The sequence below is a fragment of the Pseudomonas sp. GW822-FHT05A08 genome, assembly GCF_058800485.1.
The window spans coordinates 3,038,890-3,065,457 of the sequence record NZ_CM179511.1; the positions used below are offsets into that span (position 1 = coordinate 3,038,890).

General features: G+C 62.6%; 25 protein-coding genes and 2 pseudogenes. 16 read left to right on the plus strand and 11 right to left on the minus strand.

What is annotated here, in order from left to right; genetic code table 11:
- Positions 1-42 precede the first annotated feature (42 nt).
- Positions 43-1,296: an OprD family porin gene (locus tag AC3RCP_RS13690; protein WP_101337666.1), complete on the plus strand. Its 1,254-nt coding sequence runs from the start codon at positions 43-45 to the stop codon at positions 1,294-1,296.
- Between the two features lie 695 nt (positions 1,297-1,991).
- Complete coding sequence (locus AC3RCP_RS13695; protein WP_492569981.1) at positions 1,992-2,705, plus strand: GntR family transcriptional regulator; 714 nt, start codon at positions 1,992-1,994, stop codon at positions 2,703-2,705.
- Positions 2,706-2,711: 6 nt separating this feature from the next.
- Here AC3RCP_RS13695 and AC3RCP_RS13700 read toward each other — a convergent pair whose 3' ends face one another.
- Together AC3RCP_RS13700 and AC3RCP_RS13705 are read right to left on the minus strand one after the other, a co-directional pair.
- The gene (locus AC3RCP_RS13700) at positions 2,712-3,659 is read right to left on the minus strand and encodes a PDR/VanB family oxidoreductase (protein WP_492569983.1); all 948 of its coding nucleotides are present in this window, start codon (positions 3,657-3,659) and stop codon (positions 2,712-2,714) included.
- 120 nt (positions 3,660-3,779) lie between these two features.
- Entirely contained in the window at positions 3,780-4,841 is a 1,062-nt protein-coding gene (locus tag AC3RCP_RS13705; RefSeq protein ID WP_492569984.1) for a Rieske 2Fe-2S domain-containing protein, read from the minus strand.
- A gap of 245 nt (positions 4,842-5,086) precedes the next feature.
- Between AC3RCP_RS13705 and AC3RCP_RS13710 the strand changes: the two are divergent.
- The 4 genes and pseudogenes from AC3RCP_RS13710 to AC3RCP_RS13725 all read left to right on the plus strand — a co-directional run.
- A pseudogene (locus AC3RCP_RS13710) lies at positions 5,087-5,188 on the plus strand (tautomerase family protein); the annotation flags it as partial.
- A gap of 105 nt (positions 5,189-5,293) precedes the next feature.
- On the plus strand, positions 5,294-6,388 hold the full coding sequence (locus AC3RCP_RS13715; RefSeq protein WP_492569986.1) for an alpha/beta hydrolase: 1,095 nt from the start codon (positions 5,294-5,296) through the stop codon (positions 6,386-6,388).
- Between the two features lie 56 nt (positions 6,389-6,444).
- Positions 6,445-7,491 carry an alpha/beta hydrolase gene (locus AC3RCP_RS13720; RefSeq protein ID WP_492569988.1) on the plus strand — a complete coding sequence of 349 codons (1,047 nt, stop codon included), beginning with the start codon at positions 6,445-6,447 and terminating at the stop codon, positions 7,489-7,491.
- 53 nt (positions 7,492-7,544) lie between these two features.
- Positions 7,545-8,811, plus strand: a pseudogene (locus tag AC3RCP_RS13725) ((R)-mandelonitrile lyase).
- Between the two features lie 20 nt (positions 8,812-8,831).
- Here AC3RCP_RS13725 and AC3RCP_RS13730 read toward each other — a convergent pair.
- The 5 genes from AC3RCP_RS13730 to AC3RCP_RS13750 all read right to left on the minus strand — a co-directional run bounded on the left by AC3RCP_RS13730 (position 8,832) and on the right by AC3RCP_RS13750 (position 12,549).
- Positions 8,832-9,725 (minus strand): LysR family transcriptional regulator, encoded by an 894-nt coding sequence (locus AC3RCP_RS13730; protein WP_492569990.1) that lies wholly within the window; start codon positions 9,723-9,725, stop codon positions 8,832-8,834.
- A 100-nt stretch (positions 9,726-9,825) separates the two neighbouring features.
- Positions 9,826-10,506, minus strand: a complete 681-nt coding sequence (locus AC3RCP_RS13735; protein WP_492569992.1) for a phytanoyl-CoA dioxygenase family protein — start codon at positions 10,504-10,506, stop codon at positions 9,826-9,828.
- A gap of 5 nt (positions 10,507-10,511) precedes the next feature.
- The gene (locus tag AC3RCP_RS13740; RefSeq protein ID WP_492570470.1) at positions 10,512-11,585 is read right to left on the minus strand and encodes an NAD(P)/FAD-dependent oxidoreductase; all 1,074 of its coding nucleotides are present in this window, start codon (positions 11,583-11,585) and stop codon (positions 10,512-10,514) included.
- Positions 11,586-11,693: 108 nt separating this feature from the next.
- A complete protein-coding gene (locus tag AC3RCP_RS13745) occupies positions 11,694-11,993 on the minus strand; it encodes a hypothetical protein (protein ID WP_007932027.1) in 300 nt (99 codons plus the stop codon).
- A gap of 154 nt (positions 11,994-12,147) precedes the next feature.
- Entirely contained in the window at positions 12,148-12,549 is a 402-nt protein-coding gene (locus AC3RCP_RS13750) for a GFA family protein (protein WP_492569993.1), read from the minus strand.
- 191 nt (positions 12,550-12,740) lie between these two features.
- Between AC3RCP_RS13750 and AC3RCP_RS13755 the strand changes: the two genes are divergently transcribed.
- Positions 12,741-13,532, plus strand: a complete 792-nt coding sequence (locus AC3RCP_RS13755; RefSeq protein ID WP_492569995.1) for a class I SAM-dependent methyltransferase — start codon at positions 12,741-12,743, stop codon at positions 13,530-13,532.
- Between the two features lie 84 nt (positions 13,533-13,616).
- Entirely contained in the window at positions 13,617-14,828 is a 1,212-nt protein-coding gene (locus AC3RCP_RS13760; RefSeq protein ID WP_492569997.1) for a radical SAM protein, read from the plus strand.
- A gap of 323 nt (positions 14,829-15,151) precedes the next feature.
- On the opposite strand, the gene AC3RCP_RS13765 is transcribed toward AC3RCP_RS13760, so the two are convergent.
- Both AC3RCP_RS13765 and AC3RCP_RS13770 read right to left on the minus strand, forming a co-directional pair.
- Complete coding sequence (locus tag AC3RCP_RS13765; protein ID WP_492569999.1) at positions 15,152-15,760, minus strand: hypothetical protein; 609 nt, start codon at positions 15,758-15,760, stop codon at positions 15,152-15,154.
- 398 nt (positions 15,761-16,158) lie between these two features.
- A complete protein-coding gene (locus AC3RCP_RS13770; RefSeq protein ID WP_492570001.1) occupies positions 16,159-16,695 on the minus strand; it encodes a P-loop NTPase family protein in 537 nt (178 codons plus the stop codon).
- A gap of 256 nt (positions 16,696-16,951) precedes the next feature.
- On the opposite strand from AC3RCP_RS13770, the gene AC3RCP_RS13775 reads away from it, so the two are divergent.
- Positions 16,952-17,296 carry a cupin domain-containing protein gene (locus AC3RCP_RS13775; RefSeq protein ID WP_007932019.1) on the plus strand — a complete coding sequence of 115 codons (345 nt, stop codon included), beginning with the start codon at positions 16,952-16,954 and terminating at the stop codon, positions 17,294-17,296.
- Between the two features lie 55 nt (positions 17,297-17,351).
- On the opposite strand, the gene AC3RCP_RS13780 is transcribed toward AC3RCP_RS13775, so the two are convergent.
- Entirely contained in the window at positions 17,352-17,837 is a 486-nt protein-coding gene (locus AC3RCP_RS13780) for a MaoC family dehydratase (protein WP_492570003.1), read from the minus strand.
- A 76-nt stretch (positions 17,838-17,913) separates the two neighbouring features.
- On the minus strand, positions 17,914-18,531 hold the full coding sequence (locus tag AC3RCP_RS13785) for a LysE family translocator (protein WP_087087765.1): 618 nt from the start codon (positions 18,529-18,531) through the stop codon (positions 17,914-17,916).
- A 181-nt stretch (positions 18,532-18,712) separates the two neighbouring features.
- Between AC3RCP_RS13785 and AC3RCP_RS13790 the strand changes: the two genes are divergently transcribed.
- The 7 genes from AC3RCP_RS13790 to AC3RCP_RS13820 all read left to right on the plus strand — a co-directional run bounded on the left by AC3RCP_RS13790 (position 18,713) and on the right by AC3RCP_RS13820 (position 26,498).
- On the plus strand, positions 18,713-19,165 hold the full coding sequence (locus tag AC3RCP_RS13790; protein WP_492570005.1) for an Lrp/AsnC family transcriptional regulator: 453 nt from the start codon (positions 18,713-18,715) through the stop codon (positions 19,163-19,165).
- A 45-nt stretch (positions 19,166-19,210) separates the two neighbouring features.
- Positions 19,211-19,672, plus strand: a complete 462-nt coding sequence (locus AC3RCP_RS13795) for an NUDIX hydrolase (protein WP_492570007.1) — start codon at positions 19,211-19,213, stop codon at positions 19,670-19,672.
- Positions 19,673-19,818: 146 nt separating this feature from the next.
- On the plus strand, positions 19,819-20,160 hold the full coding sequence (locus AC3RCP_RS13800; RefSeq protein ID WP_492570008.1) for a hypothetical protein: 342 nt from the start codon (positions 19,819-19,821) through the stop codon (positions 20,158-20,160).
- Between the two features lie 98 nt (positions 20,161-20,258).
- Positions 20,259-21,515, plus strand: a complete 1,257-nt coding sequence (locus tag AC3RCP_RS13805; protein WP_492570010.1) for a TolC family protein — start codon at positions 20,259-20,261, stop codon at positions 21,513-21,515.
- Positions 21,512-22,984, plus strand: coding sequence for an efflux RND transporter periplasmic adaptor subunit (locus tag AC3RCP_RS13810; RefSeq protein WP_492570012.1), 1,473 nt, complete (start codon positions 21,512-21,514; stop codon positions 22,982-22,984). Before AC3RCP_RS13805 ends, AC3RCP_RS13810 begins: the two co-directional genes overlap by 4 nt.
- The gene (locus tag AC3RCP_RS13815) at positions 22,981-26,136 is read left to right on the plus strand and encodes an efflux RND transporter permease subunit (RefSeq protein ID WP_492570014.1); all 3,156 of its coding nucleotides are present in this window, start codon (positions 22,981-22,983) and stop codon (positions 26,134-26,136) included. The genes AC3RCP_RS13810 and AC3RCP_RS13815 overlap by 4 nt, the downstream gene beginning before the upstream one ends.
- Positions 26,133-26,498, plus strand: a complete 366-nt coding sequence (locus AC3RCP_RS13820) for a copper-binding protein (protein ID WP_492570015.1) — start codon at positions 26,133-26,135, stop codon at positions 26,496-26,498. The genes AC3RCP_RS13815 and AC3RCP_RS13820 overlap by 4 nt, the downstream gene beginning before the upstream one ends.
- The last annotated feature ends 70 nt before the right edge of the window (positions 26,499-26,568 follow it).

The window sequence follows — 26,568 nt, forward strand, 5'->3', positions numbered from 1 at the left end:
TCGGGGAACGGCTGCGCCTATGCAAAGCGGAGAACAATAATAATGAACACCCCTCACTGCATCCTCGCGCGCTCGCTGGCCGCGGCTTCACTGGCACTGGGCACGGGCCTGCCGGCCTGGGCCGAAGACGGTGGTTTTTTCGAAGATGCCAAGACCGATTTGGTGCTGCGCAACTATTACTTCAATCGGGATTTTCGCGACCCGGGTGCGGCCAAGAGCAAGGTCGAGGAATGGGCCCAGGGTTTTATCCTCAAGTTCAATTCCGGCTACACCCCGGGCGTCGTCGGGTTCGGCCTGGACGGCATTGCCATGTTCGGCGTCAAGCTCGACAGCGGGCGCGGTACCAGTGGTTCGGAGCTGCTGCCGGTACATGACGACGGGCGTGCGGCGGACAACTACGGTCGCGCCGGCGTGGCGGCGAAAATGCGCATTTCCGCCACTGAATTGAAGGTTGGCGAGTTGCTGCCGGACATCCCGCTGCTGCGCTACGACGATGGCCGGCTGCTGCCGCAGACCTTCCGTGGGGCGATGCTCGATTCGCGGGAAATCGCCGGGCTGGGGTTGCAGGCCGGGCAGTACCGTTCGGTGAGCCTGCGTAACTCCTCGGACATGCAGGACCTCTCGGCCTGGGCCGCGCCCGGGGTCACGTCCGATGGCTTCACCTATGCCGGCGCCGAGTACCGTTTCAACCAGCAGCGCACCTTGATCGGCGCCTGGCATGCGCAACTGGAAGACATCTACCAGCAGAGCTACTTCAACCTGCTGCACAAGCAGCCGGTGGGCGACTGGGTGCTGGGGGCGAACCTCGGTTACTTCATCGACAAGGATGACGGCCAGGCGCGCATCGGCGAGATCCGGAGCCGTACCGCCTATGCCTTGCTCTCGGCCTCCACCGCTGGCCATACCCTGTACCTGGGCTTGCAGAAGGTCAGTGGCGACAGCCCGTGGATGTCGGTGTATGGCAGCAGCGGCCGGACCCTGGGCAACGATATGTTCAACGGCAACTTCAGCAACGCCGACGAGCGCTCCTGGCAGCTGCGTTATGACTACAACTTCGCCGCCATGGGTGTGCCGGGGTTGTTGGCCATGGTGCGCTATGGGCATGGCGAGAATGCCACGACCAAGGCCGGGAGCAATGGCAAGGAGTGGGAGCGGGATACGGAGGTGGGGTATACCTTTCAGAGTGGGAGTCTGAAGAATCTCAGTGTGCGGGTGAATAACGCTACCAATCGGCGCAGTTTCAATAGTGACTTTGATCAGACTCGGGTGATTGTGAGTTATCCGTTGTCGTTTTGAGCCTTGCAGTGTTGTCGCGGGCGGGAGCGGCCGGTCGACGCTCGAATTGCCCGCGATGGCATCTGTTTTGGCGCTGCATTTTTGGGATGTGTGCATATCCGTTTCTGCGGTTACGGCTACTTAGGGTTCCGCCCTTACGGCGGGTCACTTTGGAAGATCCGGAAGCCGGCCCAGTCCAAAGTAACCAAAACGCTTCGCCCCCCACTCGGTGCCTCGCTAAGGCTCGGCATGCCCGAACGAAGGCATTGATCCGTGGGCCGCCGCCACAGGCCATCCATGGCCTGGGGCGGCTAACCCGGCATCCCTGCCGGGTTACCCACGGCTCAATGCCTGCGTTCGGCCATCGTGGTTAACGGGGCGTTCAGATCAAAAGCAAAAGCAAGACGGCGACCTGCCGGCCGGCCTGGGGTGGGTGTGTTTCCTGTAGCCGCTGCCGAGCCTGCGAGGCTGCGATCGACCCCGAAGGGGGCGCAAGATCTTGAGATCGCTGAAGGCCTGCGGCCTTATCGCAGCCTGCGGCAGCGGCTACAGGGAGGCGTGTGCTGTGAGGCAGTAGGTTACGCATTTTCTGTAGGAGCGAGGCTTGCCCGCGATGGCGTCCGTGAGGTCGCCATTGTCGGCACGCCGCTATCCGCATGCCGCCGGCGCAAGGCTTGCGGTACTATGGCCGCCCACGTTTTCTGGAAGTTGCCTGGATGAGTAAGCCCGGTCAATTGGTGCTGGTCGCGTTGCGCAAGATGATCGCCTCGGGCGAACTGGCGGCCGGTGAACGGCTGATGGAGATTCCGACCGCGGAGTTGTTCGGGGTGTCGCGGATGCCGGTGCGCATGGCGTTCCGTACCCTGGAGCAGGAAGGCCTGCTGGTGCGGTTTGGCGGGCGGGGGTTCCAGGTGCGTTCGGTGAGTGCCGAGGACATCGCCGGCGCGGTCGAGGTGCGGGGTGTGCTCGAAGGGCTGGCGGCGCGCCAGACCGCCGAGCGCGGCTTGTCGGAGGTGGCGCGGGCGGCCCTGGAGTTGTGCCTGGCCCAGGGCGACCAATTGTTTGCCAAGGGTTATGTGACCGAGGACGACCTGGAGGTCTATCACGACCTCAACATGCGTTTTCACCAGGTGATTGTCGAAGGCAGCCACAACCCGGCGATCGCCGATGCCCTGGCGCGCAACGATCATCTGCCGTTCGCCTCGGTCACCGCGCTGGCGGTGGATCGCCAGGACATGGCCCGCGAATACCGGCGCTTCAACTACGCCCATATGCAGCACCATTCGGTGTTCGACGCCCTGGTCAATCGCCAGGGCGCGCGGGCCGAGGCGATCATGCGCGAGCATGCCAACGCGACCCTGCGTTATGCCGAGATCTTCAGCAGCGCGGCGGCGGACGAGCGGATGAAGGTCATCCTCCGCCCCGCCTGACTCCCTTCAGATATCCAGCACCAGCAGCGGCGTTTTCGAGCGCGAGCAGCAGGGGGTGAACTGGTCGTTGCGCGCCTGCTCGTCCTCGGTGAGGAACAGGTCGCGGTGCTCCGGCACGCCCTCCAGTACCCGGGTCAGGCAGGTGCCGCAAATCCCTTGTTCGCAGGACATGGCAATGTCGATGCCATGGCTTTCCAGGACCTGCACCACGCTCTTGTCCGCAGGCACCTCGAAGACCTGGCCGCTGCTGGCGACCTTGACCGAGAAGCTGCCATCGGCGCGGGTATCGACGGGGGCGGCGAAGTACTCGCGGTGCAGGCAGTCCTCCCGCCAGCCCGCGGCCTTGGCCGTGTTCAGCACGTGCTGCATAAAGCCGCCGGGACCACACACATATAGATGAACGTCGTTGTGAGGCGCGGCCAGGACCTTGGTCGCGTCCAGCGCCGTCTCGGGTTCCTGGTCGAAATGCAGGAACACCCGCTCGGCGAAGGATGAATCGCGCAGGCGTTGGACAAAGGCCGCGCGCTCGCTGGAGCGGGCGCAGTAATGCAGCTCGAAATCGGCGCCGCTGTGGGCCAGGCGCTCGGCCATGCACAGGATCGGGGTGATGCCGATGCCGCCGGCGAACAGCAGGCTGCGCCGGGCTTCATGGGCCAGCGCAAACAGGTTGCGCGGCTCGCTGATGTGCAGCCGCGTGCCGGCGTGGATCTGCTCGTGCATGGCCAGCGAGCCGCCGCGGGAGGTCGGGTCCTTGAGCACGCCGATCAGGTAGCGATGGCGTTCTTCGGGGTGGTTGCACAGGGAGTATTGGCGGATCAAGCCGCCGGGCAGGTGCACATCGATATGCGCGCCGGCGCTGAAGCCCGGCAGCGGGCGGTCATCGGCACTGGCCAGCTCGTAGCTGCAGATGTCCTGGGCTTCGTCGTTACGGGATACCACCACCACATCGATCATCGTCGGTCCTCCGAGTGCTGCCGCCCAGGGCGGTCACTTCTGTTTCTTTTCTTGGGTAAAAGGCTGGGGAAAGGGCAGGGCGCGGCACCGGTGCACTGCCGGCGTAGTGCCGCGCAGGGCTCAGGCCGTGGCCGTGGCGATCAGTTGTGCTTCGCCGGCGCGTTCCCTGGCGATCAGGCGCTCCAGCACCCGCCGCGACTGCACGCCGCCGGCGTCGATATTCAGCTTGAGCAGGTTGCGCGTGGGGTGGGCCAGCAGGTTCTGTTGCTGGTGTTCGAGCATCTCCAGGTCTTCGCTGAAAATCTTGCCCTGGCCCTCGCGAATGCTCGCGGTCAGCGCCTCGTCCTGTGGGTTGAAGTTGCGCGCCATACCCCAGAAGTACCAGATCGAGGTGTCGCTCTCTGGGGTGATGAAATCCACCACTATGCTCGATGCCTTGAACTGCGCCGGCGCGTTGTAGCCGCCCTGGCCGGCATGGGCCACGCCGACTTCGATCAGCACATGGCTGGGCGGGGTGAAGCGGCAGATCTGCCAGCGGTCCACCGGCACGTCGTCGGCCAGGCCGTTGCCGCGCAGGGCCATGCGCCAGAACGGCGGGGCCATGATGTTTTCCATATGCCGCGCGGTGACCACTTCATCACCCTCGACCGTGGTGGTCGGCGGCGCCTCGTCGATTTCCTTCTGGCCGATGCTGGAGGCGTGGACGTAGGTTTCGTGGGTCAGGTCCATCAGGTTGTCGATCATCAAGCGGTAGTCGCACTGGATGTGGAACAGCCCGCCGCCGTAGGCCCACTCATCGCTGACCGCCCATTCCAGATGATGGATCAGCGCCGAATCGGCCAGCGCCTGGTCGCCGGGCCAGACCCAGATAAAGCCGTAGCGCTCGACCACGGCAAAGGTCTTGTTGCACGGGAAGCCGCGCACCCGTTGCCCGGGCATTGCCGCGGTCTTGCCATCGCAGCCCATCACCAGCCCGTGATAACCGCACACCAGGTTGCCGCTTTCCACATACCCCAACGACAGCGGCGCGCCGCGATGGGGGCAGAAGTCCTCGAGCGCCGCGACCCGGCCCTCCAGGCCACGGTAAAACACCATCTTCTCCCCACAGATCTGTCGGCCCAGGGGCTTGTCGGCGATTTCATCGGGGGTGCAGGCAACGTACCAAGTGTTCTTGGGGTACATGGAGGGCTCTCCTGGGGAGTGATTGTTTTTATTTAATGGATCCATTAGAGAAGCTGTGGTGTTTGAGTGTCAACGATAATATCCAGGTTAAAGGTTGATTTATGGGCGATTATCGGACTGATAGCTGTTGCTTTTATTTTTAATGGATCCATTGGTAAGTGTTGTTAAACACCCCCCAATGACAGAAAGAACGCCAGCGATGGAGGCGGGATGTCGACGTTCGTCGACCCGAGCTGGCGAGCGTGCGACTGGGCCGCGTGCCAGGCATCGATGCCGAGGATGTGATGGTGGTGATTACCACCACTGAGGCAGAGGAATGGTCGTTTGGCGGTGGGTGGGGCAATTAGTCTACCTATGCGTTTCTGGTATTAGTCCTATCCAATCCGTGCCATTTATCAATCAATGGCCGAGGGGTAAGTTGGGGTTCTGCGATTTCCAATCGAGAGCCCTCCATGACCCAGCACCTGATCCGCAAGTACATGCCCGCCGCCGCCAGGGCGGGCACCCTCTGTTTTGCCCTGTGCAGCGGCGCGGTTGTTGAGGCGAGCGAGCGCGGTCCGTTGGTGATCGAGGATCAGGGCAGCCTGATCGCGGGCGGTGGCGTGCGCACTCAGCCGGGCACCTTCGATCCCTACCACCCGATGAATCCCAATGGCCAGACCTACCACGGCGACCATGTGTATGCCTTCTACCAGAAGCCGGTTAACGCGCGCCCGCTGCCGATTGTCATGTGGCACGGCGCGGGGCAGTCGGCGAAGTCCTGGGAGACCACGGCCGATGGGCGTGAAGGTTTCCAGAACATCTTCCTGCGTCGCGGTTTCTCCACCTACCTGATCGACCAGCCGCGCCGTGGCGATGCGGGGCGCAGCCTGGTCGAAGCGACGATCAAGCCGGTGGCGGACGAGCAGTTGTGGTTCAACCAGTTCCGCATCGGCCTGTGGCCCGAGACCTTCGCGGGCAGCCAGTTCCCGCCGGGGCGGGCGGCGCAGGAGCAGTTCTTCCGTTCGATGACGCCCAACACCGGCCCTTACGACATCGAGGTGGTGTCCGATGGTGTGTCGGCGCTGCTGGAGAAGACCGGCCCGGCCATTCTGTTCACCCATTCCCAGGGGGGCGGGCCGGGCTGGCTGACGGCGATCAAGAGCCGCAACGTGCGGGCCATCGTCGCGTTCGAGCCGGGCAGCAGCTTCGTGTTTCCCGAGGGCGAGGCGCCGGCGCCGATTCCCAGCGCGTTCGACACCGTCGCCGCGCAGGTCGTGAGCCAGGCGCAGTTCGAGGCGCTGACGCGCATTCCCATCCTGATCCTCTATGGCGACAACATTCCCGCCCAGCCGGTGCGTTTGCCGGCCCAGGACAGCTGGCGCGCCCGGCTCGAGATGGCGCGGCTGTGGCGCGACGCGGTGAACCGGCATGGCGGTGACGCCAGGCTGATCCACTTGCCGGAGATCGGGATCAAGGGCAACAGCCACTTCCCGTTCTCGGACCTCAACAATGTCGAGATCGCGGACCTGGTTTCGAGGTTTCTTGCAGAGAAGTCTCTGGATTGACTATGGGCACGGCGGCTGGCTGCCGTGTTCTTCAAAAGCAGGGCAGGAGTATTCAAATGAAGCAAACGCTGAAGGCCACGCTCATGGCCGCGATGGTCGGGATGTCGGCCGCCGAGGCCGCGGACTACAAGCAGAATCCGTTCACCCTGGTCTACGAGGGCGCGATCAGCAAGAACGAGCCGGGCAAGGTCAACATCCATCCGGTCAGCTACAAGCTCAATGGCCTGGACATCTCCGCCAACGTCTACACCCCGGCGAACTACGACCCGGCGAAGCAATACCCGGTCGTGGTGGTGGCGCACCCCAATGGCGGGGTCAAGGAGCAGGTCGCCGGCCTGTATGCCCAGCGCCTGGCCGACCAGGGCTACATCACCATCGCCGCGGATGCGGCCTACCAGGGCGCCAGTGGCGGCCAGCCGCGCAGCGTGGACAAACCCGCGTACCGCATCGAGGACATCCATGGCATGGCGGATTTCATCGCCGGCTATCCCGGCGTCGACAGAGCACGCCTGGGCCTGCTCGGCATCTGCGGCGGCGGTGGTTATTCGTTGGCCGCGGCGCAAACCGACAAGCGCTTCAAGTCGATTGCGACGGTGAGCATGTTCAATTCCGGGCGGGTTCGCCGCAATGGCTACAACGACTCGCAACTGGACAGCATCCAGCAACGCCTGCAGCAGGCTTCGGCGGCCCGTGCCCAGGAAGCGGCCGGCGGCGAAGTGCTGTATTCGGGGGATGCCAACCTGACCGACGAACAGATCGCCCAATTGCCCTTCGCGCTGTATCGGCAGGGCTACGAGTACTACTGGAAAACCCACGCGCACCCCAACTCGACCTTCAAATACACCACCAGCAGCCTGCTGGACCTGATGCGCTTCGACGCCACCCAGCAGATCGAACTGATCCGGCAGCCGTTGCTGATGATCGCCGGCAGCAAGGCCGACAGCCTCTACATGACCGAGGATGCGTTCGCCAAGGCCACCGGCGCCCAGGACAAGGAGCTGTTCAAGATCGACGGCGCCACCCATATCGAAACCTACTGGGTGCCCCAGTATGTGGACGCGGCCATCAGCAAGCTGACGGCGTTCTACGCCAGGACGCTGTGATCGCCGCAACGGCTCGCCATTTCAATAGGCTCGACCAACGAGGAATTCTCATCATGAACAAGACCCTGTTGGGGCTCGCGGTATGCGCCGCGGCGCCCTTGGCTGACGCGGCCGGCCAGGCTGAAAACCCCAGCGAGCCTTTCGCCACCCAGCAGATCAGTCGTGCAGGTACCCAGTCTTCGGTCGCGGGCCCGGAGGATTACTTTTCCGGGCGGGTGCGCGTCGATCCGCTGTTTCCCGCCAGCAGCCCGATCAATGCCTCCGGCGCCTACGTGACCTTCGAGCCGGGCGCGCGCTCGGCCTGGCATACCCATCCCGCGGGGCAGCGCCTGGTGGTGGTTTCCGGCGTGGGCCTGACGCAGGAGTGGGGCAAGCCGGTGCAGGAAATCCATCCGGGAGACGTGATCGTCTGCCCGCCGGGCGTCAAGCACTGGCACGGTGCCGTGGCGACGAGCGCCATGACCCATCTGGCGGTGACCGGCGCGGTGGATGGCAAGAGCGTGCAATGGCTGGAGAAGGTCACCGATGACCAATACAACGCCCGTTAAGCGGTGCAGGCCCGGAGGGATGACAGTGGCCTTCGCGCTGCTGAGCCTGAACCTGGCGATGACGCCGAGCCACGCCGCGCAGAACCCTAGGGAGCCTCAAGCCATGTCCTCCGTACCCGCCGTTTCCGAGACGCTGTCCCACAAGCAGCAGGCCATCCCGTTGATCGCGGCGGCCATGGCCACCAGCAACATGCCGCGGCTCAATGCCGCCTTGAACCAGGGGCTGGATGCCGGGCTGACCGTCAGCGAGGCCAGGGAAATCCTGGTGCAGCTCTATGCCTACGCTGGCTTTCCGCGCAGCCTCAATGCCCTTGGCGAGCTGATGAAAGTGCTCGAGGCGCGCAAGCAACGCGGCATCGAGGACGTTCCGGGGCGCGAGCCCAGCGCCGGCATTCCCACGGGCGACGCGCTGCTGGCGGCGGGCAAGGCCAACCAGACGCGGATTTCCGGCGCGCCGGTCCAGGGGCCGCTGTTCGACTTCGCCCCGGTGATCAACCAATACCTGCAGGCCCATCTGTTCGGCGATATCTTCGAGCGCGACAACCTGGACTGGCAAAGTCGTGAGCTGGCCACGGTCGGCGCGTTGGCCGCCACCCCCGGCGCGGAGCCGCAACTGCGCTCGCACATGGCCGCCAGCATCAGGGTAGGGCTGAGCGTCGGGCAACTGCGGCAACTGGTCCGGGTGCTGGCCGAGCAGGGCGAGGCCGATGCGGCCAAGCGGGCCGGCGAGGCGTTGGAAAAACACCTGGCGGCAAGCGCCGGGCGGCCATGAGGCGGCCCCCGCTCAGGGCATCAGTCCGCGTAACGCAGGGCGTCGCGCAGCAGGGTGAAGGCCGGTGAGCTCTGGCGCCGGCTGGGGTAGTAGAGGTGGTAGCCGGAGAAGGGTTCGCACCAGTCCGCCAGCACGCGAATCAAGCGACCCTGCTCGACATGGGCCAGCACCAGGTCTTCCGGCATATAGGCCAGCCCCAGCCCCTTGAGGGCGGCGTCCAGGCGCATGGCGATGTTGTTGAACACCAGCTGGCCCTCGACTCGCACCTTCAGTGCCTGGCCCTTTTTCTCGAACTCCCAGGAGAAGATCCCGCCGTAGGTCGGCATGCGCAGGTTGATGCAGTTGTGCTGCATCAGGTCGCTCGGCACTTTTGGCTTGGGATAGCGGGCGAAGTATTCCGGGGAGCCAACCACCGCCATGCGCATGTCGGGGCCGATGCGCACCGCGATCATGTCCTTGGCCACCTGCTCACCCAGGCGCACGCCGGCGTCGAAGCCTTCCGCGACGATATCGGTCAGGCCGTAGTCGACGATAATCTCGATGTTGAGGTCGGGATGCTCGGGCAGCAGTTTCTCCAGCGCCGGTTGCAGGACCGTGATCGCCGAATGCTCGCCAGCGGTGATGCGCAGTTTGCCCGCCGGCTTGTCGCGGAACTTGCTGAGCAAGGCCAGCTCGTCGTCGATTTCCTCGAGCCGGGGGGAGACCACCCGCAGCAGGTGTTCGCCGGCTTCGGTGGGGGAGACGCTGCGGGTGGTGCGCGCCAGCAGCCTGACGCCCAGGCGTTCTTCCAATTGGCGCATGGCCCGGCTCAAGGCTGGCTGCGACATACCGAGCCTGGCGGCGGCGCGGGTGAAGCTGCGCTCCTGGGCCACGGCGGCGAAGATCGCGAGCAGGTCGTAGCTTTCAGTGGTCATTTATCCGCCCCCGTTATGAACGATGGGGGATTATGCCATCCGATATGGGCAATCGTTCAGTGCTTCATGGACCTTGAGGGGAGGCGCGGCGGCGAGCGGACTAGATCCGGTCGAGGGCAAAGTCCGCCGGATCGAAGCGCTCGGTGGTGTCCATCCGGATATTGCGCAAACCCAGGGTTTCCAGGTGCGACGCATAGAGCGGTTCGGAAAAATAGCTGATCAGGAGCGAGCGACGGCGTGCGCCGCTCGGGTTCAGGCAGCCCGCGTGCAGCAGATCGACATCGAACACCAGGATGTCCCCGGCGGAGCCTGAAAGCTGCACCGACCGCGACTCGTCGGTGAAGTCGGGTGGCGGCTCTCCCGGCCCGGGGCGATGGCTGCCGGGGACGATACGGGTGGCGCCGTTCCCGGGGCCATAGTCGTCGAAAAAAGCCAGGGCGTTGGCTATGTCGCCTGGCCGTTGGGCCGACAAGTCGCGGTGCAGCTGCTGCTGACCGCCACCGGCAAGAGGTTCGCGACCTTCCACCTGGGAGAGGAAGAAGCGTTCCCCGATCAACTCGCCCACCACCGCCAGCACCTGCGGCAGGCGACACACCGCCTGAACCGTCGAATCCGCGTCCAGCAGCGAATGGCGCCAGTCCATGCCACGGGGCACAGGCCATTGGTTCGACGGCATCACGCCTGCGTCGAACACGGCACGCAGCTCACCCAGCCACTCGGCCGGGATTGCTTGGCGCAGCAGCACGTAACCCTCTCGATGGAGTTGCTCGCGGTCGGTCATGGTCCCTATGCCTGGAAAAATCGCCCGGGACGGCAGAGGGCAAGGGCAGGGGATGCCGTGTCGTCGATGATCTCCTCGCTGGCCAGGCGGCCGACTATCGCCGCCAGCGTGACGCCAGGGTGCATCGCACACACATACACATCGCCGATATCGGGCAGATAGCCGATGATGGGCGTGCCATCGACCGGCATGGGCCTGAGCCCGACACAGGCCGACTCCAGCTCGATGGACGCAACCCCGTGGAGCTCGTTCCGGATGGCCTGGGCGGTGCGCAGCGCTATCGCGGCTGGCTGGTTTTCCAACGTGTCGTCCAGGTAGTCTTCCGCCGCCAGCAGCGTGCCGTCCGGGCCTTGCCGCACTTCCATTTCCGGGCTGGAGATAAGGGTGCGCACGAGGTCGGGTTGTGAGGCGTAGCGGATCAATATGGCTGGGGAGGCCGCTATTGGCAGGGGCAGGTTCAGCAGCTCGGTCAGCTGCTTGATGCCCGTCCCGGCGGCCAGCACGACAACGTCGGCCTCGATACGGCCCCTTGCGGTTGTGACGCCCGTTACCCGCGCACCCTGGGTGGTAAAGCCGAACACCCGCGTCTGGGTGAGCACCTGCGCGCCATGAGCCTGGGCGCCGGCGATCAACGCCTGGGTTGCTTGCACGGCGTCCAGCGCGCCTTCTTCGGCGGCGTACATGGCCTGCTGCGGGGGATGCTTGAGGTTTGGCTCGAGGTCGAGGATCTGTGAGCGCGACAGCTGGGTTGCCGAAGGCGGGTGACCCGAGGCGTGCAGCGCTTCACTCGGGTTTGTGCCGTAAGACAGGGCACCGGTCCAGCGCACCTTCAGGCCAGGCAGCTCGGTTTCGAGCCGGCGGTACTCCTGGATCGCCGTACCGCGCAATGAGGCGATGGGATCGGGCCCGTCGTGGGCGGTGTTGATCCAGGCGAATGAGCGTCCCGTCACCCCGGACGCTATGTCTTCAGCCTCCACCAGAATGACCTTCGCGCCTCTGCCCGCCAGGTGATACGCCAGGGACGCGCCCACTATGCCCGCGCCAATGACCACGACGCGTTTGTTTACCGCGTTCCCCATATCAACCTCCATGTTGTCGACCTGATGAGGGTAGGGCATCCAGATAAACGAATACCCTGAGAACCGAGCGGCCTGCTTCGCAAGCTCCCTGTTATTTCTTTTGCACTGCTATTTCTTGCACTCCGCCAACACCACTTTGCAGGTGCCGGGCGTGCCGCCGGAGCGGCCGGCATAACGGATGCAGTTATTCAGGGATTTCTGGCGCGCCATGCCCAGGGTGGAACCCCAGGCCAGGCCACCCTCGCCGGAAGTGGGCAGCGCTTTGGCGTAACAGTTCGAGCCGATGCTGGCGGTCGAATAACGATACTTGGCGGCTTTGCTTGAACATCCCGCGATCAGCGCCAGGTTGATGGCGAGCAGGGAAAACAGGATCCATGACGAGTATGGGCGTACTGCTGTTCTGGTCATTCCGGTTCCCCTGTATCAAGACGGTAGAGGCGTGTTCGCAGTGCTGCTCTATTCAGCTTAGAGGGTATCGCGCCTGGCCCTGAAGCCGTCTGGCGGAGTGGATGCGTTTGGGTGTGCCTTGCGTCGGTTGCCATCCGTGTTTGCCTTATTGCAGTCATGGTTCTTGCGGCCAATTGTCCTGGATTTCGTACCACGAAGCCTTGAACGCCACCTGAATGTGTTTCTGTTTATCCGCGGTGAAGGGCGTATCCAGAGTGCCCAGGGCGATCGAGATCCAGTCGGCGTATTCGCCCTGGTCCCTGGACCAGAACAGCGACGAACCGCACTGGCCGCAAAACTGGCGCAGCACCGATTCGGACGATCGATAGGACTGGAGGCTCCCGGCACCCTGCACGATGCGCAGATCGCTGCGCAACACACTGCCATAGCTGGCGAATGCCGCTCCATGGCTTTTCCGGCACTGGCTGCAATGGCAGTGGGAAAGTGCCTTGGGGCGGGATGAGAGCTGGTAGTTGACGGCGCCGCACAGGCAACTGCCCTGGAAGGTGTCGGTCATTGAAGGGCGCACCTTGAAACGAAAGGGCGCCCATTTAAGCAGTCGATATCGTGGATGTCGAACGGCTGCCTTTGGCAACCCAAGGCGGCTCGTCGGCACCGGCAGAAATCGGCCCACGCCTAATGTGAATCCACCTGCGGCCGATAGCCTGGAAGGATCACCAGTATCGACGTCTTATTTCGGGTTTATCAATGGAAATTCCATACAGCGTCAGACTTTCATTTTTTGATTTCTGGAAGGGGCTCTTCAAAGGCACGCTTTTCATCCAGAAGCGTTTGCGAGGGCATTTGAAGGAACAGCAGAAGAACTGGCCAAAGAAGCAACAATACAGCCAAGGATATTTCTATCAGGGCTTGGAAGAGCTGGGAATCACAGGCCTGAAACCGACGGGTTTTCGGTTCAAGCAATACGCCATTGATGAAGAATTGAAGGGCGCTGACGTACTGGACATCGGCAGCAACTGCGGTTTTGTCTCAGTATATTGTTCGCGACTGGCGAAATCCGTGACAGCCGTCGAACTCAACCCTTTTCTCAATAAAGTGGCGAAGGATACCGCGCGTTATTTGAAACGCGACAATATAGAGTTTATAGAAAGCGATTTTTCGGTATTTACCACCGATAAGAAATTTGATGTAGTTCTGTCGTTTTCCAATCATCACACCATTGATGGCAACTTCAATATGGGATTTGAAAACTACATGAAGCGCCTGGTGTCGCTTCTAAAGCCGGGTGGCTACCTGCTGTTTGAAAGCCACAGTGTTTTCGGGCCTGGTGGTGGCACCGTAGGTGATGACGGTGATATGGACGAAAAATTCAAAATAATGAACACCTATTTCGCCATAGAACGCTATCGAATGGTCCACTGTTACATGCGACACATGATCGATGATGTCGATAAGCTCTTCATTGTTGCGCGGCTCGTGGACAATCCTCCGAAGACGGAATTCTGTCTTGAACAAGCAATCAGTCGCTATCATTATTGATCCTGCATTCAATTTTTTGGCTACCTATGAAGCCATGAGGGGCGATCCAGCTCTCACTTTTCATTACGTCAGGACGTCGCGGTAATGTCACTAAATACAGAAAATAGCTCTATTATTGCGACAGATGTTGACAGATTGACATCGCAATCCCAGCCCATTTCGCCGCAACAAAAAGCCTTGACGTCGCTTTATGAGCAGTATGAGCACGTGGTAAGGGGCGAAATCGCTGAGGGTCGAGCGGGCCGATTGGTGTTGTCGCCAAAATCCATATGGTTGAATATTTCTGACAACTGCAACCTCCGGTGCGTTGGCTGTTATTCCGAAGGTAAGTTCAAAAAAAACTACGTTGATATCGAGGAGGTCAGAAAATCTATCCAGTTTGAGGGGCGCATCGAAGAGATTAGTTTTACCACCAATGAGGCAATGTTACATCCACAGTTTTGCGACATTATCGATATGTGCAGGGAGTTGCACCCTTCTGCCCGGTTATGGGTGATTACCAATGGCACTATTCCCTTGAAAGGTCGTTATCGCAACGCTATTTCAAAGCTCGACAAAGTCGGGCTTTCCATCGATGGTGCAACCAAGGAAACCTTTGAAGGTATTCGTGTCGGTGCACGCTTCGAAGACTTTATCGAAAATACCAAAGCGATTGTCAGTATCAAAAAAGAAACTGGGTTTCCGAAAGCCATTACGTTCAGCTTTACTGCCACATCTAGCAACTTGCACGAGCTGATCGATGTGGTTCGTCTTGCCCATACGTTGGGCGTTTCGGATATTTGGGCGCAGGCGATGGAGGCCAAAGAGGCCACCGTTGCGGCACGCATATCCCATATATTGATTGACAGACTCAACCCTGAACATCGAGCGCAGCTCATTGATGATGCACGCGCCGAGGCTGCACGTTTGGGTATTGGTTTCTACTTCTCTCAGGGAATCTACGCTTCGGCGAGCGTTGCGAGCCGCGAAACGGCCGAACGTGAGCTACAGACCAGCGATACCGTGGAGGATATGAGTATCCGGCTGTGCCGTTACCCTTGGGACCAGCCCGTGCAAGTCTCGAAACACGAGGGCGGTTATGTGGTGCGACCGTGCTGCTACATATCCACGACTAAAGTGAAATTGCTGGCCGACAAGTATGGTCTGACCTACCCGGAAATATTGCCGGGCGAGAAAGTCTACAATTCCCCGCAGCTTTGGCAGTTTCGCGAAGACTTGATGTTGGGAAAAACCGCAGACCTTTGCAGTAACTGTGACGCTGCACGTGGTTTCCAATGGAAGCCTGCGTCGAGTTGATGGGTAATGATTGAAACGTTCGAGTTTGGCACTTACTCCTGCCGGAGCTGATAGGCAGGCGTCAGCCAGAAGCAATGTGACCGACCGCTTAGGGCTGATGATTGCTACCGGTCAACACTGGCTTTCGGCCAGAAGCGGACGCTCGCCACTGCCTGCTCGAATCCCAGAGTCTATAAAAGCGCTTCCTCAAACCCTGGTTGTGAGTCCTGAGGAAGCGCTTTATTCAAGGTGACCTCGAGGTCAAAGCACCGTGCTTGCCGAAAGTTTCGACAAGCACGCGCAAGACAGTCGATGCCAGGCACAGCCACTTGTCAGCCTGAAGCTCAGGGCGCTCGGGCAAGCAGCGTTAACCACAGTGCGATACCGAAATCGCCCCTGATGGTATTGCGACTGCCCGCGACACTTGCATAACCGTAATCCTGGGCCAGAGCATAAAGCGCTTCTGGACTTACCTTTCCACCAAAAACGGAAATTGCATTTGAAAATGCTTGCGCAGGGAAGAATATTCTTCCAAACCAGGATGCTCTCACGCCTGCAATTTCGAGAATTACATCTTCGTTTGCCGCAGCAAGTTCGTTAATGCTGCGATCGGAGACCGACTCCAGGCCTGTGTCGAGGCTTTTCCCTCTTAGGGCAAGTACCGACGCACCGTATATATGATTGGTGAGCTGGCCAAACGTTCTGCCCGGAACTTTAAAGGTGGAAAAGTCCTTGCTTTTCTTATAGATCAGCTGCGCAACCTGGTGATCCAGTCCGAAAGCTTCCGAAACCGCAGAAAGATCGGAGCGATTTATGGGGAAGATGAATCCAAAATAAGCATCTCTGGTCGCATCAATTTTCTCATGGAGATGCCTCTCCTTTTCCTTGTATAGCCATTCGACGTCTTCGCACGTCACCCTACTCAAGTGAACAACATCCGATGATCTGTTCATGGCAATTCCCTTCGACTATCCCGAGAGATGGTAAACGTTGAGTTGCGAGGAATCTCAACGCCATGCCTGGCGATCGAACTCAGGGGCGGGCTTTAGCTCGTCCCTGCGAACGAAGCGAGCAATTTAAACGCATTGGAATGTTTTGTATTAAAGATAAAGTTCCTCCTTGAAAGTGATGGTGACTGTATTACGTATAGTTCGAAAACAGCGTCTCATAATATCAAAGTGCGTTTATTTATATAGCCAATCCCTACAAGGCAGCAGCAAGGGATATTCCTCCTTTGGCAAGTTTGGGGAGGCTGAACCAAACTTTGAATCGTCGCTGATTTCCTGGGCATCTCGAACGACCGCAACGGCTCGTAAATGCTCAGGCGTGACTGGCCGTTATCGGCTGCGGATCATTCGAGGCAGGCTTCAGGCGCCGCCGACACGCTATCGAGAAACGCCGCAATCTGCCGGCGGCCGCGCAAGTGCAGCGTGGGAATCTGCGGACCTATGGCCAGGCGTACCGCCTCGATACCCGGACGGTAGCCGCGATCGAAAGTCCATACGAAGCGCAGGAAGGTCAGGAATGCCCGATCGAGCTTTTCCGTGCAGCCTGCGGCAAGGTCAGGCCGGGGACGGTTCATGATGCTGCGTATGATCACCCGGGTGAAACAGGTGAGCCGTGGCGTATCGAGCCAGATGATCAGGTCGGCACGGGGCAGGCGAAGGTCGAAGGTCCGCCGGGCATAGTTGCCTTCACACACCCAGGCAGCCGGTGCGAGCGCCGCGCGGACCCGTTCGCGGAACTGCTCGGCGTCGGGTTCGACCCAACCGGGTTCCCAGAACAGCGTGTCCAGGTGGACCACAGGCAGGTTCCGGCGCTTGCCGAGGGCACGGGCGAGGGTGGATTTGCCGCTCCCGGCATTACCCAGAATTACAATCCGTTGCATGGGCGCTTCCTGTCGCGAAAAAAGCCGGCGATTGTGCCGGTTTTGCATCGCCAGTTAAAGGCGAATAGCGGGGCCGACTGCACCGGGAATGGAATGTGTGTTGCCAGTGTGGGGCCTGAAGCCGAGAGCGGGATGTCGATCCATCCTGGTCCCCATTGAACGCCTGCTCCCGACCCTTTGTCGCCTGTCGGCAGCTCTCTCCTTTTAGGGGTGTCTACTGCTAGTGAGGCCCTGTAGGTACAGGGAGGAGAGCAGCATGAGCAATGAACAAGTGGCACCGGAAACCAAAGGGGTTGCAGTGCAGGTACTGGCAACCATTGACCTGGGTCCCGAAATCGAGGGTATGGCCGGGCGCCAACTCAGAATGCGCCTGGTGACCATCGAGCCTGGAGGCGTATTCGGGCCGATCCACAACCATAAAGACCGGCCAGGCGTCGTCTACATACTGGAAGGCACCATCACTGACCATCGCGATGGCGGCGACACGGACTATGGCCCGGGAGTGGGGTGGCCCGAGGACCGGGACACCACGCACTGGCTTGAGAACAAAGGGCCGATTCCGGCGCGGGAGATCTCGGTCGATATTATCCGGCAAGAGTGAGCACGGGCCGAACATCGATACGGGCGAGCCAGACGCGCGGTTCGCCCAATGCCCATCATTCCCCCGCACCCGCCGCGCCATTGCTCGGGTCGCCCTCGGCCAGCATGCGCATCAGGATTGCCCGCTCCTTCGGCCCTGGCACCAGGCCGCTGGTCTGGCCTTCCAGGACGATGATGCCGTCTTCGTTGGTCATGTTGATGGCCGCCGTAGCCCGGCCTTGTTCGTCCAGCGCCTGGATGACCCAGTGGCAAGTGATGGTGTCGCCGGCATACACCGGCTGCTTGAACTGGAAGCTCATGGCCGAGGCCAGCCAGCCGATCTGTCCGCCGATTTCGGTGAGCAGGCTGGCGGTCAGCAGGCCATGGGAAACCGGTGCCCTGAAGCGCCGGGCCGCGGCGAACTCGGCATCGAAATGCACCGGGTTGTAGTCGCGGGACAGCGTGGCGAAGCCCTGGATATCCGCCTCTGAAAAACAGCGGGAGAGGGTGAAGCGGTCGCCTGCCTGAAGCCCTTCGGTGGCGCGCTGTCGGAAGCTTTTCATTGCGGTTCCTGGTCCTTTTGCGTATTCGGGGGAGTGCGGTATTCGAGCCTTTTGGATACCCGTGGAACATACCGGTTCAGCGCAGGATCTGCTCGATGAACAGCAGCACGGCGATGATGATCATCAGCGCCCCCGAGAGCCGGCTGACCGCTTGCGCGGCCACCGGGCGCGTCTGCAACACGGCGCGGGAAGCAAAGCCCACCAGCAGGTAGATCACCGCGCAACTGAAGGCATGCAGCAGCCCCAGCGCGACGATTTGCAGCGGCACCGGCCAGGCGGCCAGCGGGTCGGTGAATTGTGGCAGCAAGGCCAGGAACAGCAGGAACACCTTGGGGTTGAGGCCACTGACGCAGGCGCCCTTGAGGGTCCAGCGAGCCCAGGACGCGGAAGGCTGGGCCTCCCCGGCGCGGGGCACGGACGGGTTGCGCAACATATTGATCCCCAGCCAGAGCAGATAGCCAGCCCCGCCAAGGGTCAGCAGCGAGAGGGCCAGGGGATTGCTGGCGATCAGCCCGCCGACCCCGGCGGCCACTATCAGCGTCGCCAGCAGATGCCCGATCAACAGGCCGGCCACCGCGGGTATCACCACCCGCCCGAACAGGCCGGCCGATATCGCGTAGGCCCAATCCGCCCCGGGGGTGATCACAAATAGAAACGACACCGCCCAGAACGCCGCGAAAATACTCAGGCTCATGGCCGTCTTGCCTTGTGCTGCTGGGCGAATGCTGTTTCTGGGCTGTCGACGGTGGTGTTAATCGGGGAGGGCATGCTTCTTTCTCGCAAAGATCAGGTTTGCGGAAAGATTAATGGAGTGCGGTGAGAATATTTTCTCTATTATTCCAGTCTGAATAAGGTTTTTGGGTAGATCCTTCCAGGTGGATAGAATTGATCAGAAGATTCTTGCCGAGCTGCAGGCGGACGGGCGTTTGTCGGTGACCGAGCTGGCGGAGCGGGTCGGCCTCAGCCTGTCGCCGTGCCATCGTCGCGTGCGGGCGCTGGAGGAGTCGGGGGTGATCCAGGGCTATCGCGCCCAGTTGTCGCCCAGCGCCCTGGGCCTGACGTTTTCGGCGATGGTGTTTGCCACGCTGCGCGAGGGCGATCACCAGGCGGTGACCGCCTTCGAAGCGGCGCTGCTGCCGATCCCGCAGATCGTCGAGGCGCAACGGCTGTTTGGCGAGCCGGATTACCTGCTGCACGTCATCACCCGCGACCTGCCGGCCTTCCAGCAGCTTTACGATGAGCGCCTGTCCAAGCTGCCCAACGTCCAGCGCCTGACCTCGACCCTGGTGATGAAACGGGTGATTCAGGACCGCTCGCTGCCGTTGTGAGACGCGTCGACGCATACATCAGAACAACACTTCAGGGAGATACCGATGCGTGAACGAAAATCGGCAAGATTGCTGGTCATCAACCCTTCGCGAAAGGTCCTGCTGTTCCGCTTCCTGCACAAGGAAGGGGCGCTGGCGGGGGATGACTATTGGGCCACGCCCGGTGGCGGGCTTGAAGGGGACGAAACCTTCCAGGTCGCGGCGATTCGTGAACTGCACGAGGAAACCGGTATTCAGGTCAGCGCGGTGGGAGAGCCGGTGGCCGGTCGCCGGTTCCCCATGCAACTGCCCTGTGGCGAATGGGTGACCTCCGTCGAGCAATATTTTGTGGTGCACGCGCCAGATCAGCCGCTCTCTCGTGCAGGCTGGACCTCATCCGAGGCCCAGGTGATGGCCGATCATCATTGGTGGTCCGCCGATGATCTGCGAGCCACCGAGGCCACCGTCTGGCCGCAAACGCTGGTGCACATGCTGGAAGAAGCGGGGGTGTTCGAGCCGTCCTTGTAGCGATTTTTCCGCGCCCTAATCCTGGCTTAATCCTGGTCCGTTGATATCATGCGCAGCCGGTTTTTTCGGCGGCCGGTTTATGCCATCGGTCCAAGGGCAAGAGCGGTTTTCCACCACTCGGTTTTTTATCGCTAAACTCCAGACCCATGAAACGCTACCTGCGGTTTTGTCTTGTGTTCCTGATCAGCCTGGCGCTTCCCCTCAGCGGGATGGCGGGCGCTCAGGCGCCGACCGAACCCTGCCCGATGAAGTCCATGGGCATGGCGATGATGGACGGCATGGGCATGGATTGCTGCAATGACCTGAAAAGCCCGGTCGAGCACGGCAAACCCTGCAAGCCGGGCCAGGAATGCAAGACCGGCGGGATGCTGCAAGTCTCGATCGTCAAGCCTGCCGTAACCCTGAGCCACCCCGTTGTCCTGTCCTTCTCCAGCGATTTTCTGCCCGCGCAAAACCTTTCCGGGGTATGGCGACCGCCCCGGGCCTGATTCCTGTATCCCCCTGAACCTCATTCCGTATTAACGGGATGACATGGCTGCGTGCCTGTCTTTCGGGCGCGCGGTGGATCATCACAGGAATCGTCAACATGAACCCCAAGTGCTATTGCACCGGCTGGTCCCTCGTGGCTGGCCTGGCGGCGGGCGCGCTGGTGTGGCCGAGCCTCGCTGGCGCCTTGACCCTCGACGAGGCGTTGCGGCTGGCCGAGAACAACGCGCCGTCGCTGACTGCCCAAGACGCGAAAATCCAGGCCGCCAGCAGCGCGGCCATCCCCGCCGGCGAATTGCCCGACCCCAAGCTGTTGCTGGGGGTGCAGAACTACCCCATTGGTGGCCCGGATCGCTGGCGTCTCGACCAGGACGGCATGACCATGCAGATGGTCGGCATCCGCCAGGAAATGCCCAACAGCGACAAGCGCAAGGCCCGCGTCGAGGTCGCCGCCGGGGCGGTCGAGCGGGCCGCCGCCGAGCGTCGGGTGGAGTTGCTGAACGTGCGCCAGGCCACGGCCCTGGCCTGGATCAACAGCTATTCGGTGGAGCGCAAGGAAGTGTTGCTCCAGGACTTGTACAAGGAAAATCGCCTGCTGGGCGACACCGTGCGTGCGCAGATCGCCGGTGGCCGCGGGTTACCGGCGGATGCGGTGACGCCCCGCCAGGAAGCCGCGCAACTGGCCGAACGCGAGGACGAACTGATCAGCCAGCGGGCCCAGGCCCGGGCCGCGCTCAAGCGCTGGATCGGCGGCGCCGCCAACGACCGGCCCGAGGGACGTTTGCCCGAGTGGCCGGTGGACAGCGCAGGCTACGCGCACAAGCTGCAACACCATCCTGAACTGGCGGCGTTCGCGCCCATGTCCCGCGAGGCGCAAGCCAGGGTTCATGAGGCCGAGGCCGACAAGCAGTCGGACTGGAGCTGGGAGCTGGACTATCAGCGCCGCGGCCGTGAGTTCGGCGACATGGTCAGCGTGCAGTTTTCCTGGGACTTGCCGTTGTTTCCCGGCTCGCGCCAGAACCCCAGAATCGCCGCCCGGCAGGCCGAGCTGAGCCAGTTGGAGGCCGAGCGCGAAGCCCTGTCCCGGGAGCACGCCCAGCAGTTGGAAGCGCAGTTGGCCGACTACCAGCGCCTGGATCGCGCGGTGCGCCGCAACCAGCAAAGCCTGGTGCCGTTGGCCCGGGAAAAGGTCGACCTGAGCCTGGCCAGCTACCGCGCCGGCAAGGGCGACCTGGCGGCGGTGGTCGCCGCCCGCCGCGAACTGATCGAAGCCCGCCTCAAGCAGATCGACGTCGAGGAACAGCGTGCCCTGACCAACGCTCGGCTGTATTTCGCCTATGGGGAGACCGCGCAATGAATGCATCGATATGGAAAGTCGCTTCGCTGGTCGGCGTCTCGCTGGCCCTGGGAGGGGCGGGTGGTTACTGGCTGGCCCAGCCGCGCAGGGGTGAAATGCCGGTGGTGGCGGTCGGGCAGGAGGCATCGGCCGAGCCCAAGGCGCTGTACTGGTACGACCCGATGTACCCGCAGCAGAAGTTCGACAAGCCGGGCAAGTCGCCCTTTATGGACATGCAACTGGTGCCGCGGTACGCCGAGGGCCAGGGAGCCCAGGGGGATGGCGCGGCGGTGCGCATCGATCCGAGCCTGACCCAGAACCTCGGCCTGCGCCTGGCCAGCGTCACGCGCGGGGTGTTGGCCGGCAGCGTCGATGCCGTCGGGGTGCTGGCGTTCAACGAGCGCGAGGTGGCGGTCGTTCAGCCGCGCACCGCGGGTTTTGTCGAGCGGGTGTATGCCCGGGCCCCGGGGGATCTGCTCAAGGCCAATGCGGCCCTGGCGGAGATCCTGGTGCCGGAATGGGCAGCGGCCCAGGAAGAGTTCCTCGCCCTCAAGGCCAGTGGCGATGCCGCTCTGCTGGCGGCCGCTCGCCAGCGACTGCGCCTTAGCGGGATGCCAACAGCCGTGATTGCCCAGGTCGAGCGCAGTGGCAAGGCCCAGCCGACCCTGACCCTGAGCAGCCCCATCGGCGGTGTGCTGCAAGAGCTGAATGTCCGCCAGGGCATGACCCTGGCCGCCGGCGAGACCCTGGCCCGGGTCAACGGTTTGAACAGCGTCTGGCTGGCGGTGGCGGTTCCGGAGGCGCAGGCTGGCTCGCTCGTCACCGGGCAGGTGGCCGAGGCTCGTTTGCCGGCTTTTCCGGGGGAGGTGTTCGCCGGCAAGGTCGACGCGATCCTTCCAGAGGCCAATGCCGACAGCCGCACGCTGCGGGTGCGGGTCGAGTTGGTCAACCCGCAGGGTCGGCTGCGGCCGGGCATGAGCGCCCAGGTCAGCCTCAAGCGTGCGACCCAACAAGCTCTGTTGTGGGTGCCCAGCGTGGCGGTGATTCGCACCGGCCGCCGGGCCCTGGTGATGCTCGCCGAAGACGGGGGGCGCTACCGCCCGGTGGAGGTGCAGCCAGGGCCGGACAATGCTGGCCAGACGGCGATTTTGAAAGGCCTGGAGGAAGGGCAGCAGGTGGTGGCGTCCGGGCAGTTCCTGCTGGATTCGGAAGCCAGCCTCAAGGGCATAGTCGCCGCTTCCTTGGCGGCCCCCGCAGCCGTCTTGCATGAAGCCGAAGGGCAGATCCTGGCCATCGACCGTCAGGAAGTCACGCTGGCCCATGGTCCCTTCAAGAGCCTGGGCATGCCGGCCATGACCATGACCTTTCCTCTGGCCAATCCTGGCTTGACGCAGGGCCTCAAGGTAGGCGACAAGGTGCGGGTGGCGCTGAGCCAGAGCGGCAATGAGCTGCGGGTCCAACGCCTGGAAAAAGCGGGGAACCAGCCATGATCGCGGCCGTGATTCGTTGGTCGGTGGCCAACCGTTTTCTGGTGTTGCTGGCGACGCTGTTCGTCAGCGCCTGGGGTGTCTGGTCGGTGCAGAGCACGCCGGTCGATGCGCTGCCGGACCTGTCGGATGTGCAGGTGATCATCCGCACGCCCTATGCCGGGCAGGCACCGCAGATCGTCGAGAACCAGGTGACCTACCCATTGGCCACCACCATGCTCTCGGTGCCGGGGGCCAAGACCGTGCGCGGTTATTCGTTCTTCGGCGACAGCTTTGTCTATGTGTTGTTCGAAGACGGCACCGACCTGTACTGGGCCCGTTCGCGGGTGCTGGAGTACCTGAGCCAGGTCCAGAGTCGCTTGCCGGCCAGTGCCAGGCCGGCGCTGGGGCCGGATGCCACCGGGGTTGGCTGGATTTTCCAGTACGCCCTGGTGGACCGCAGCGGTGGGCATGACCTGGCGCAACTGCGCGCGCTGCAGGACTGGTTCCTCAAGTTCGAGCTCAAGACCCTGCCGAACGTGGCGGAAGTCGCCACGGTGGGCGGTATGGTCAAGCAGTACCAGGTACTGCTCGATCCGCTGAAACTGGCCAGCTTCGGTATCACCCAGGCCGAGGTCGGCGCGGCGATCGGCAAGGCCAACCAGGAAACCGGTGGCGCGGTGCTGGAGATGGCGGAGACGGAGTTCATGGTGCGGGCTTCCGGTTACCTGAAGACCCTCGATGACTTCCGCGCCATTCCACTCAAGCTGACGGCGGGCGGGGTGCCGGTGACCCTGGGCGAGGTCGCGACTGTCCAGCTCGGCCCGGAAATGCGCCGCGGCATCGGCGAACTCGACGGCGAGGGCGAAGCGGTGGGCGGCGTGGTGATTCTGCGCAGCGGCAAGAACGCCCGGGAAACCATCGCGGCGGTCAAGACCCGGCTCGACGAGCTGAAACGCAGCCTGCCGGCGGGGGTGGAAATCGTCACCACCTACGACCGCAGCCAGCTGATCGACCGCGCGGTGAGCAACCTCGGCCACAAGTTGCTGGAGGAGTTCATCGTCGTGGCACTGGTGTGCGGGATCTTCCTCTGGCACCTGCGTTCCTCCCTGGTAGCGATCATCTCCTTGCCGATCGGGGTGTTGATCGCCTTTGTGGTGATGCGGCACCAGGGGCTCAACGCCAACATCATGTCCCTGGGCGGGATCGCCATCGCGATCGGGGCCATGGTCGATGCGGCGGTGGTGATGATCGAGAACGCCCACAAGAAGCTCGAGGCCTGGCACCAGGCCCACCCCGGGCACACCCTGCAAGGCGAACAGCGCTGGCAGGTGATCACCGAGGCGGCGACCGAGGTCGGGCCGGCGCTGTTCTTCTGCCTGTTGATCATCACCCTGTCGTTCATCCCGGTGTTCACCCTGGAGGCCCAGGAAGGGCGGTTGTTCGGCCCGCTGGCGTTTACCAAGACCTACGCCATGGCCGCGGCGGCGGGGCTGTCGGTGACCCTGGTCCCGGTGTTGATGGGTTACTGGATTCGCGGGCGGATTCCCAACGAGCAGCAGAACCCGCTGAACCGCTGGTTGATCGGTATCTATGAACCGGCCCTGGAGGCGGTATTGCGCAGGCCCCGGGCGACCTTGCTGGTGGCCTTGCTGGTGTTCCTCAGCGCGCTATGGCCGATCTCGCGTCTAGGGGGAGAGTTCCTGCCGCCGCTGGACGAAGGCGACCTGCTGTATATGCCGTCGGCGCTGCCGGGGCTGTCGGCGCAAAAGGCGGCGCAGCTGCTGCAACAGACCGACCGGCTGATCAAGAGCGTACCTGAGGTCGAGCATGTGTTCGGCAAGGCCGGCCGCGCGGAAACCGCCACCGACCCGGCGCCCCTGGAGATGTTCGAGACCACTATCCAGTTCAAGCCCCATGACCAGTGGCGCCCGGGCATGACCCCGGAAAAACTCGTCGAAGAGCTGGACCGGGTGGTGCGGGTCCCGGGGTTGACCAATATCTGGATTCCGCCGATCCGCAACCGTGTGGACATGCTCGCCACCGGCATCAAGAGCCCGATCGGGGTCAAGGTGGCCGGCAGCGATCTGCGGCAGATCGATGCCGTGACCCAGGCCGTCGAGCGGGTGGCCAGGAACGTGCCCGGGGTCAGTTCGGCGCTGGCCGAACGCTTGACGGGTGGTCGTTATATCGATGTGGACATCGACCGCCAGGCGGCCGCGCGCTACGGCCTGAATATCGCCGACGTGCAGTCGATCGTCAGCGGTGCCATTGGCGGTGAAAACATCGGCGAGACCATTGAAGGGCTGGCCCGCTTCCCGATCAGCCTGCGTTACCCCCGTGACTGGCGGGACTCGCTGGGGGCTCTGGAGCAGTTGCCGATCTACACCCCGCTGGGCAGCCAGATCACCCTCGGCACCGTGGCCAAGGTCAAGGTCAGCGAGGGTCCACCGATGCTCAAGAGCGAAAACGCCCGGCCTTCGGGCTGGGTGTATGTCGATGTGCGGGGGCGGGATATTGCCTCCGTGGTCGCCGACCTGCGTTGGGCGGTGAGCGAGCAGGTCCAGCTGCAGCCGGGCATGAGCCTGAGCTACTCCGGGCAGTTCGAGTTTCTCGAGCGGGCCAACGCCCGGCTCAAGCTGCTGGTCCCGGCCACCCTGCTGATCATCTTCGTGCTGCTGTACCTGACCTTCACCCGCTTCGACGAAGCCTTGCTGATCATGGCCACGTTGCCGTTCGCCCTGACGGGCGGGGCGTGGTTCCTCTATTGGCTGGGCTTCAACCTGTCGGTGGCCACCGGCGTCGGTTTTATCGCCCTGGCCGGGGTGTCGGCGGAGTTCGGCGTGATCATGCTGCTGTACCTGAAGAACGCCTGGGCCGAGCGCGAGGAATCCGCCGAGCGTACCGAGGCTGGGTTGCTCGCGGCGATTCGCGAAGGCGCGGTGCAGCGCGTGCGCCCCAAGGCCATGACCGTGGCGGTGATCATCGCCGGCCTGCTGCCGATCCTGCTGGGCAGCGGCACCGGCAGCGAAGTGATGAGCCGCATCGCCGCGCCCATGGTCGGCGGCATGCTCACCGCGCCCCTGTTGTCCCTGTTCGTCATACCGGCGGCCTATCGCCTGATGCGCCGCCGGCACCTTCGCGCTGTCTCCATCACACAAGGAAAAAACCTATGAAACTGATCCAGATCGTTATCGCTGGCACCCTGGCCGCGCTGTCCCTTGCCGCCCACGCGCAGGACATGCCCGGCATGAAAATGGATGGCATGAAAATGGACGACATGAACGGCATGCAGATGAAGCAGGAAGCCCGACAGGTTCAACAGGCCAGTGCCGAGGGCACGATCAAGGCCATCGATGCCGCGAAGCAGCGGGTGACCATCGCCCACGGCGCCGTCCCCGCCGTGCAATGGCCGTCGATGACCATGACCTTCGCCGCGACCGCAGAGCAGTTGGCGGGACTGGCGATTGGCGACCGGGTGACCTTCGCATTCCGCCTGGACGGCGGCGCGGCCACTATCGTTTCCATCAGGAAATAAAACCACTAGGCCGGCATGCGCAGGTATGCCGGCCTCACGCTCATTGTTCACAACGGCGCCGTCGGCTCGT

Excerpts from the sequence above, each read along its gene's own strand:
- AC3RCP_RS13735 (WP_492569992.1), bottom strand. The coding sequence starts at position 10,506 with ATGACCGACCGCGAGCAACTCCATCGAGAGGGTTACGTGCTGCTGCGC.
- AC3RCP_RS13805 (WP_492570010.1), top strand. The coding sequence starts at position 20,259 with ATGAACCCCAAGTGCTATTGCACCGGCTGGTCCCTCGTGGCTGGCCTG.
- AC3RCP_RS13730 (WP_492569990.1), bottom strand. The coding sequence starts at position 9,725 with ATGACCACTGAAAGCTACGACCTGCTCGCGATCTTCGCCGCCGTGGCC.
- AC3RCP_RS13745 (WP_007932027.1), bottom strand. The coding sequence starts at position 11,993 with ATGACCAGAACAGCAGTACGCCCATACTCGTCATGGATCCTGTTTTCC.
- AC3RCP_RS13810 (WP_492570012.1), top strand. The coding sequence starts at position 21,512 with ATGAATGCATCGATATGGAAAGTCGCTTCGCTGGTCGGCGTCTCGCTG.
- AC3RCP_RS13755 (WP_492569995.1), top strand. The coding sequence starts at position 12,741 with ATGGAAATTCCATACAGCGTCAGACTTTCATTTTTTGATTTCTGGAAG.
- AC3RCP_RS13750 (WP_492569993.1), bottom strand. The coding sequence starts at position 12,549 with ATGACCGACACCTTCCAGGGCAGTTGCCTGTGCGGCGCCGTCAACTAC.
- AC3RCP_RS13700 (WP_492569983.1), bottom strand. The coding sequence starts at position 3,659 with ATGATCGATGTGGTGGTGGTATCCCGTAACGACGAAGCCCAGGACATC.
- AC3RCP_RS13785 (WP_087087765.1), bottom strand. The coding sequence starts at position 18,531 with ATGAGCCTGAGTATTTTCGCGGCGTTCTGGGCGGTGTCGTTTCTATTT.
- AC3RCP_RS13780 (WP_492570003.1), bottom strand. The coding sequence starts at position 17,837 with ATGAAAAGCTTCCGACAGCGCGCCACCGAAGGGCTTCAGGCAGGCGAC.
- AC3RCP_RS13765 (WP_492569999.1), bottom strand. The coding sequence starts at position 15,760 with ATGAACAGATCATCGGATGTTGTTCACTTGAGTAGGGTGACGTGCGAA.
- AC3RCP_RS13695 (WP_492569981.1), top strand. The coding sequence starts at position 1,992 with ATGAGTAAGCCCGGTCAATTGGTGCTGGTCGCGTTGCGCAAGATGATC.
- AC3RCP_RS13740 (WP_492570470.1), bottom strand. The coding sequence starts at position 11,585 with ATGGGGAACGCGGTAAACAAACGCGTCGTGGTCATTGGCGCGGGCATA.
- AC3RCP_RS13815 (WP_492570014.1), top strand. The coding sequence starts at position 22,981 with ATGATCGCGGCCGTGATTCGTTGGTCGGTGGCCAACCGTTTTCTGGTG.
- AC3RCP_RS13760 (WP_492569997.1), top strand. The coding sequence starts at position 13,617 with ATGTCACTAAATACAGAAAATAGCTCTATTATTGCGACAGATGTTGAC.
- AC3RCP_RS13800 (WP_492570008.1), top strand. The coding sequence starts at position 19,819 with ATGAAACGCTACCTGCGGTTTTGTCTTGTGTTCCTGATCAGCCTGGCG.
- AC3RCP_RS13705 (WP_492569984.1), bottom strand. The coding sequence starts at position 4,841 with ATGTACCCCAAGAACACTTGGTACGTTGCCTGCACCCCCGATGAAATC.
- AC3RCP_RS13770 (WP_492570001.1), bottom strand. The coding sequence starts at position 16,695 with ATGCAACGGATTGTAATTCTGGGTAATGCCGGGAGCGGCAAATCCACC.
- AC3RCP_RS13720 (WP_492569988.1), top strand. The coding sequence starts at position 6,445 with ATGAAGCAAACGCTGAAGGCCACGCTCATGGCCGCGATGGTCGGGATG.
- AC3RCP_RS13690 (WP_101337666.1), top strand. The coding sequence starts at position 43 with ATGAACACCCCTCACTGCATCCTCGCGCGCTCGCTGGCCGCGGCTTCA.
- AC3RCP_RS13820 (WP_492570015.1), top strand. The coding sequence starts at position 26,133 with ATGAAACTGATCCAGATCGTTATCGCTGGCACCCTGGCCGCGCTGTCC.
- AC3RCP_RS13795 (WP_492570007.1), top strand. The coding sequence starts at position 19,211 with ATGCGTGAACGAAAATCGGCAAGATTGCTGGTCATCAACCCTTCGCGA.
- AC3RCP_RS13715 (WP_492569986.1), top strand. The coding sequence starts at position 5,294 with ATGACCCAGCACCTGATCCGCAAGTACATGCCCGCCGCCGCCAGGGCG.
- AC3RCP_RS13775 (WP_007932019.1), top strand. The coding sequence starts at position 16,952 with ATGAGCAATGAACAAGTGGCACCGGAAACCAAAGGGGTTGCAGTGCAG.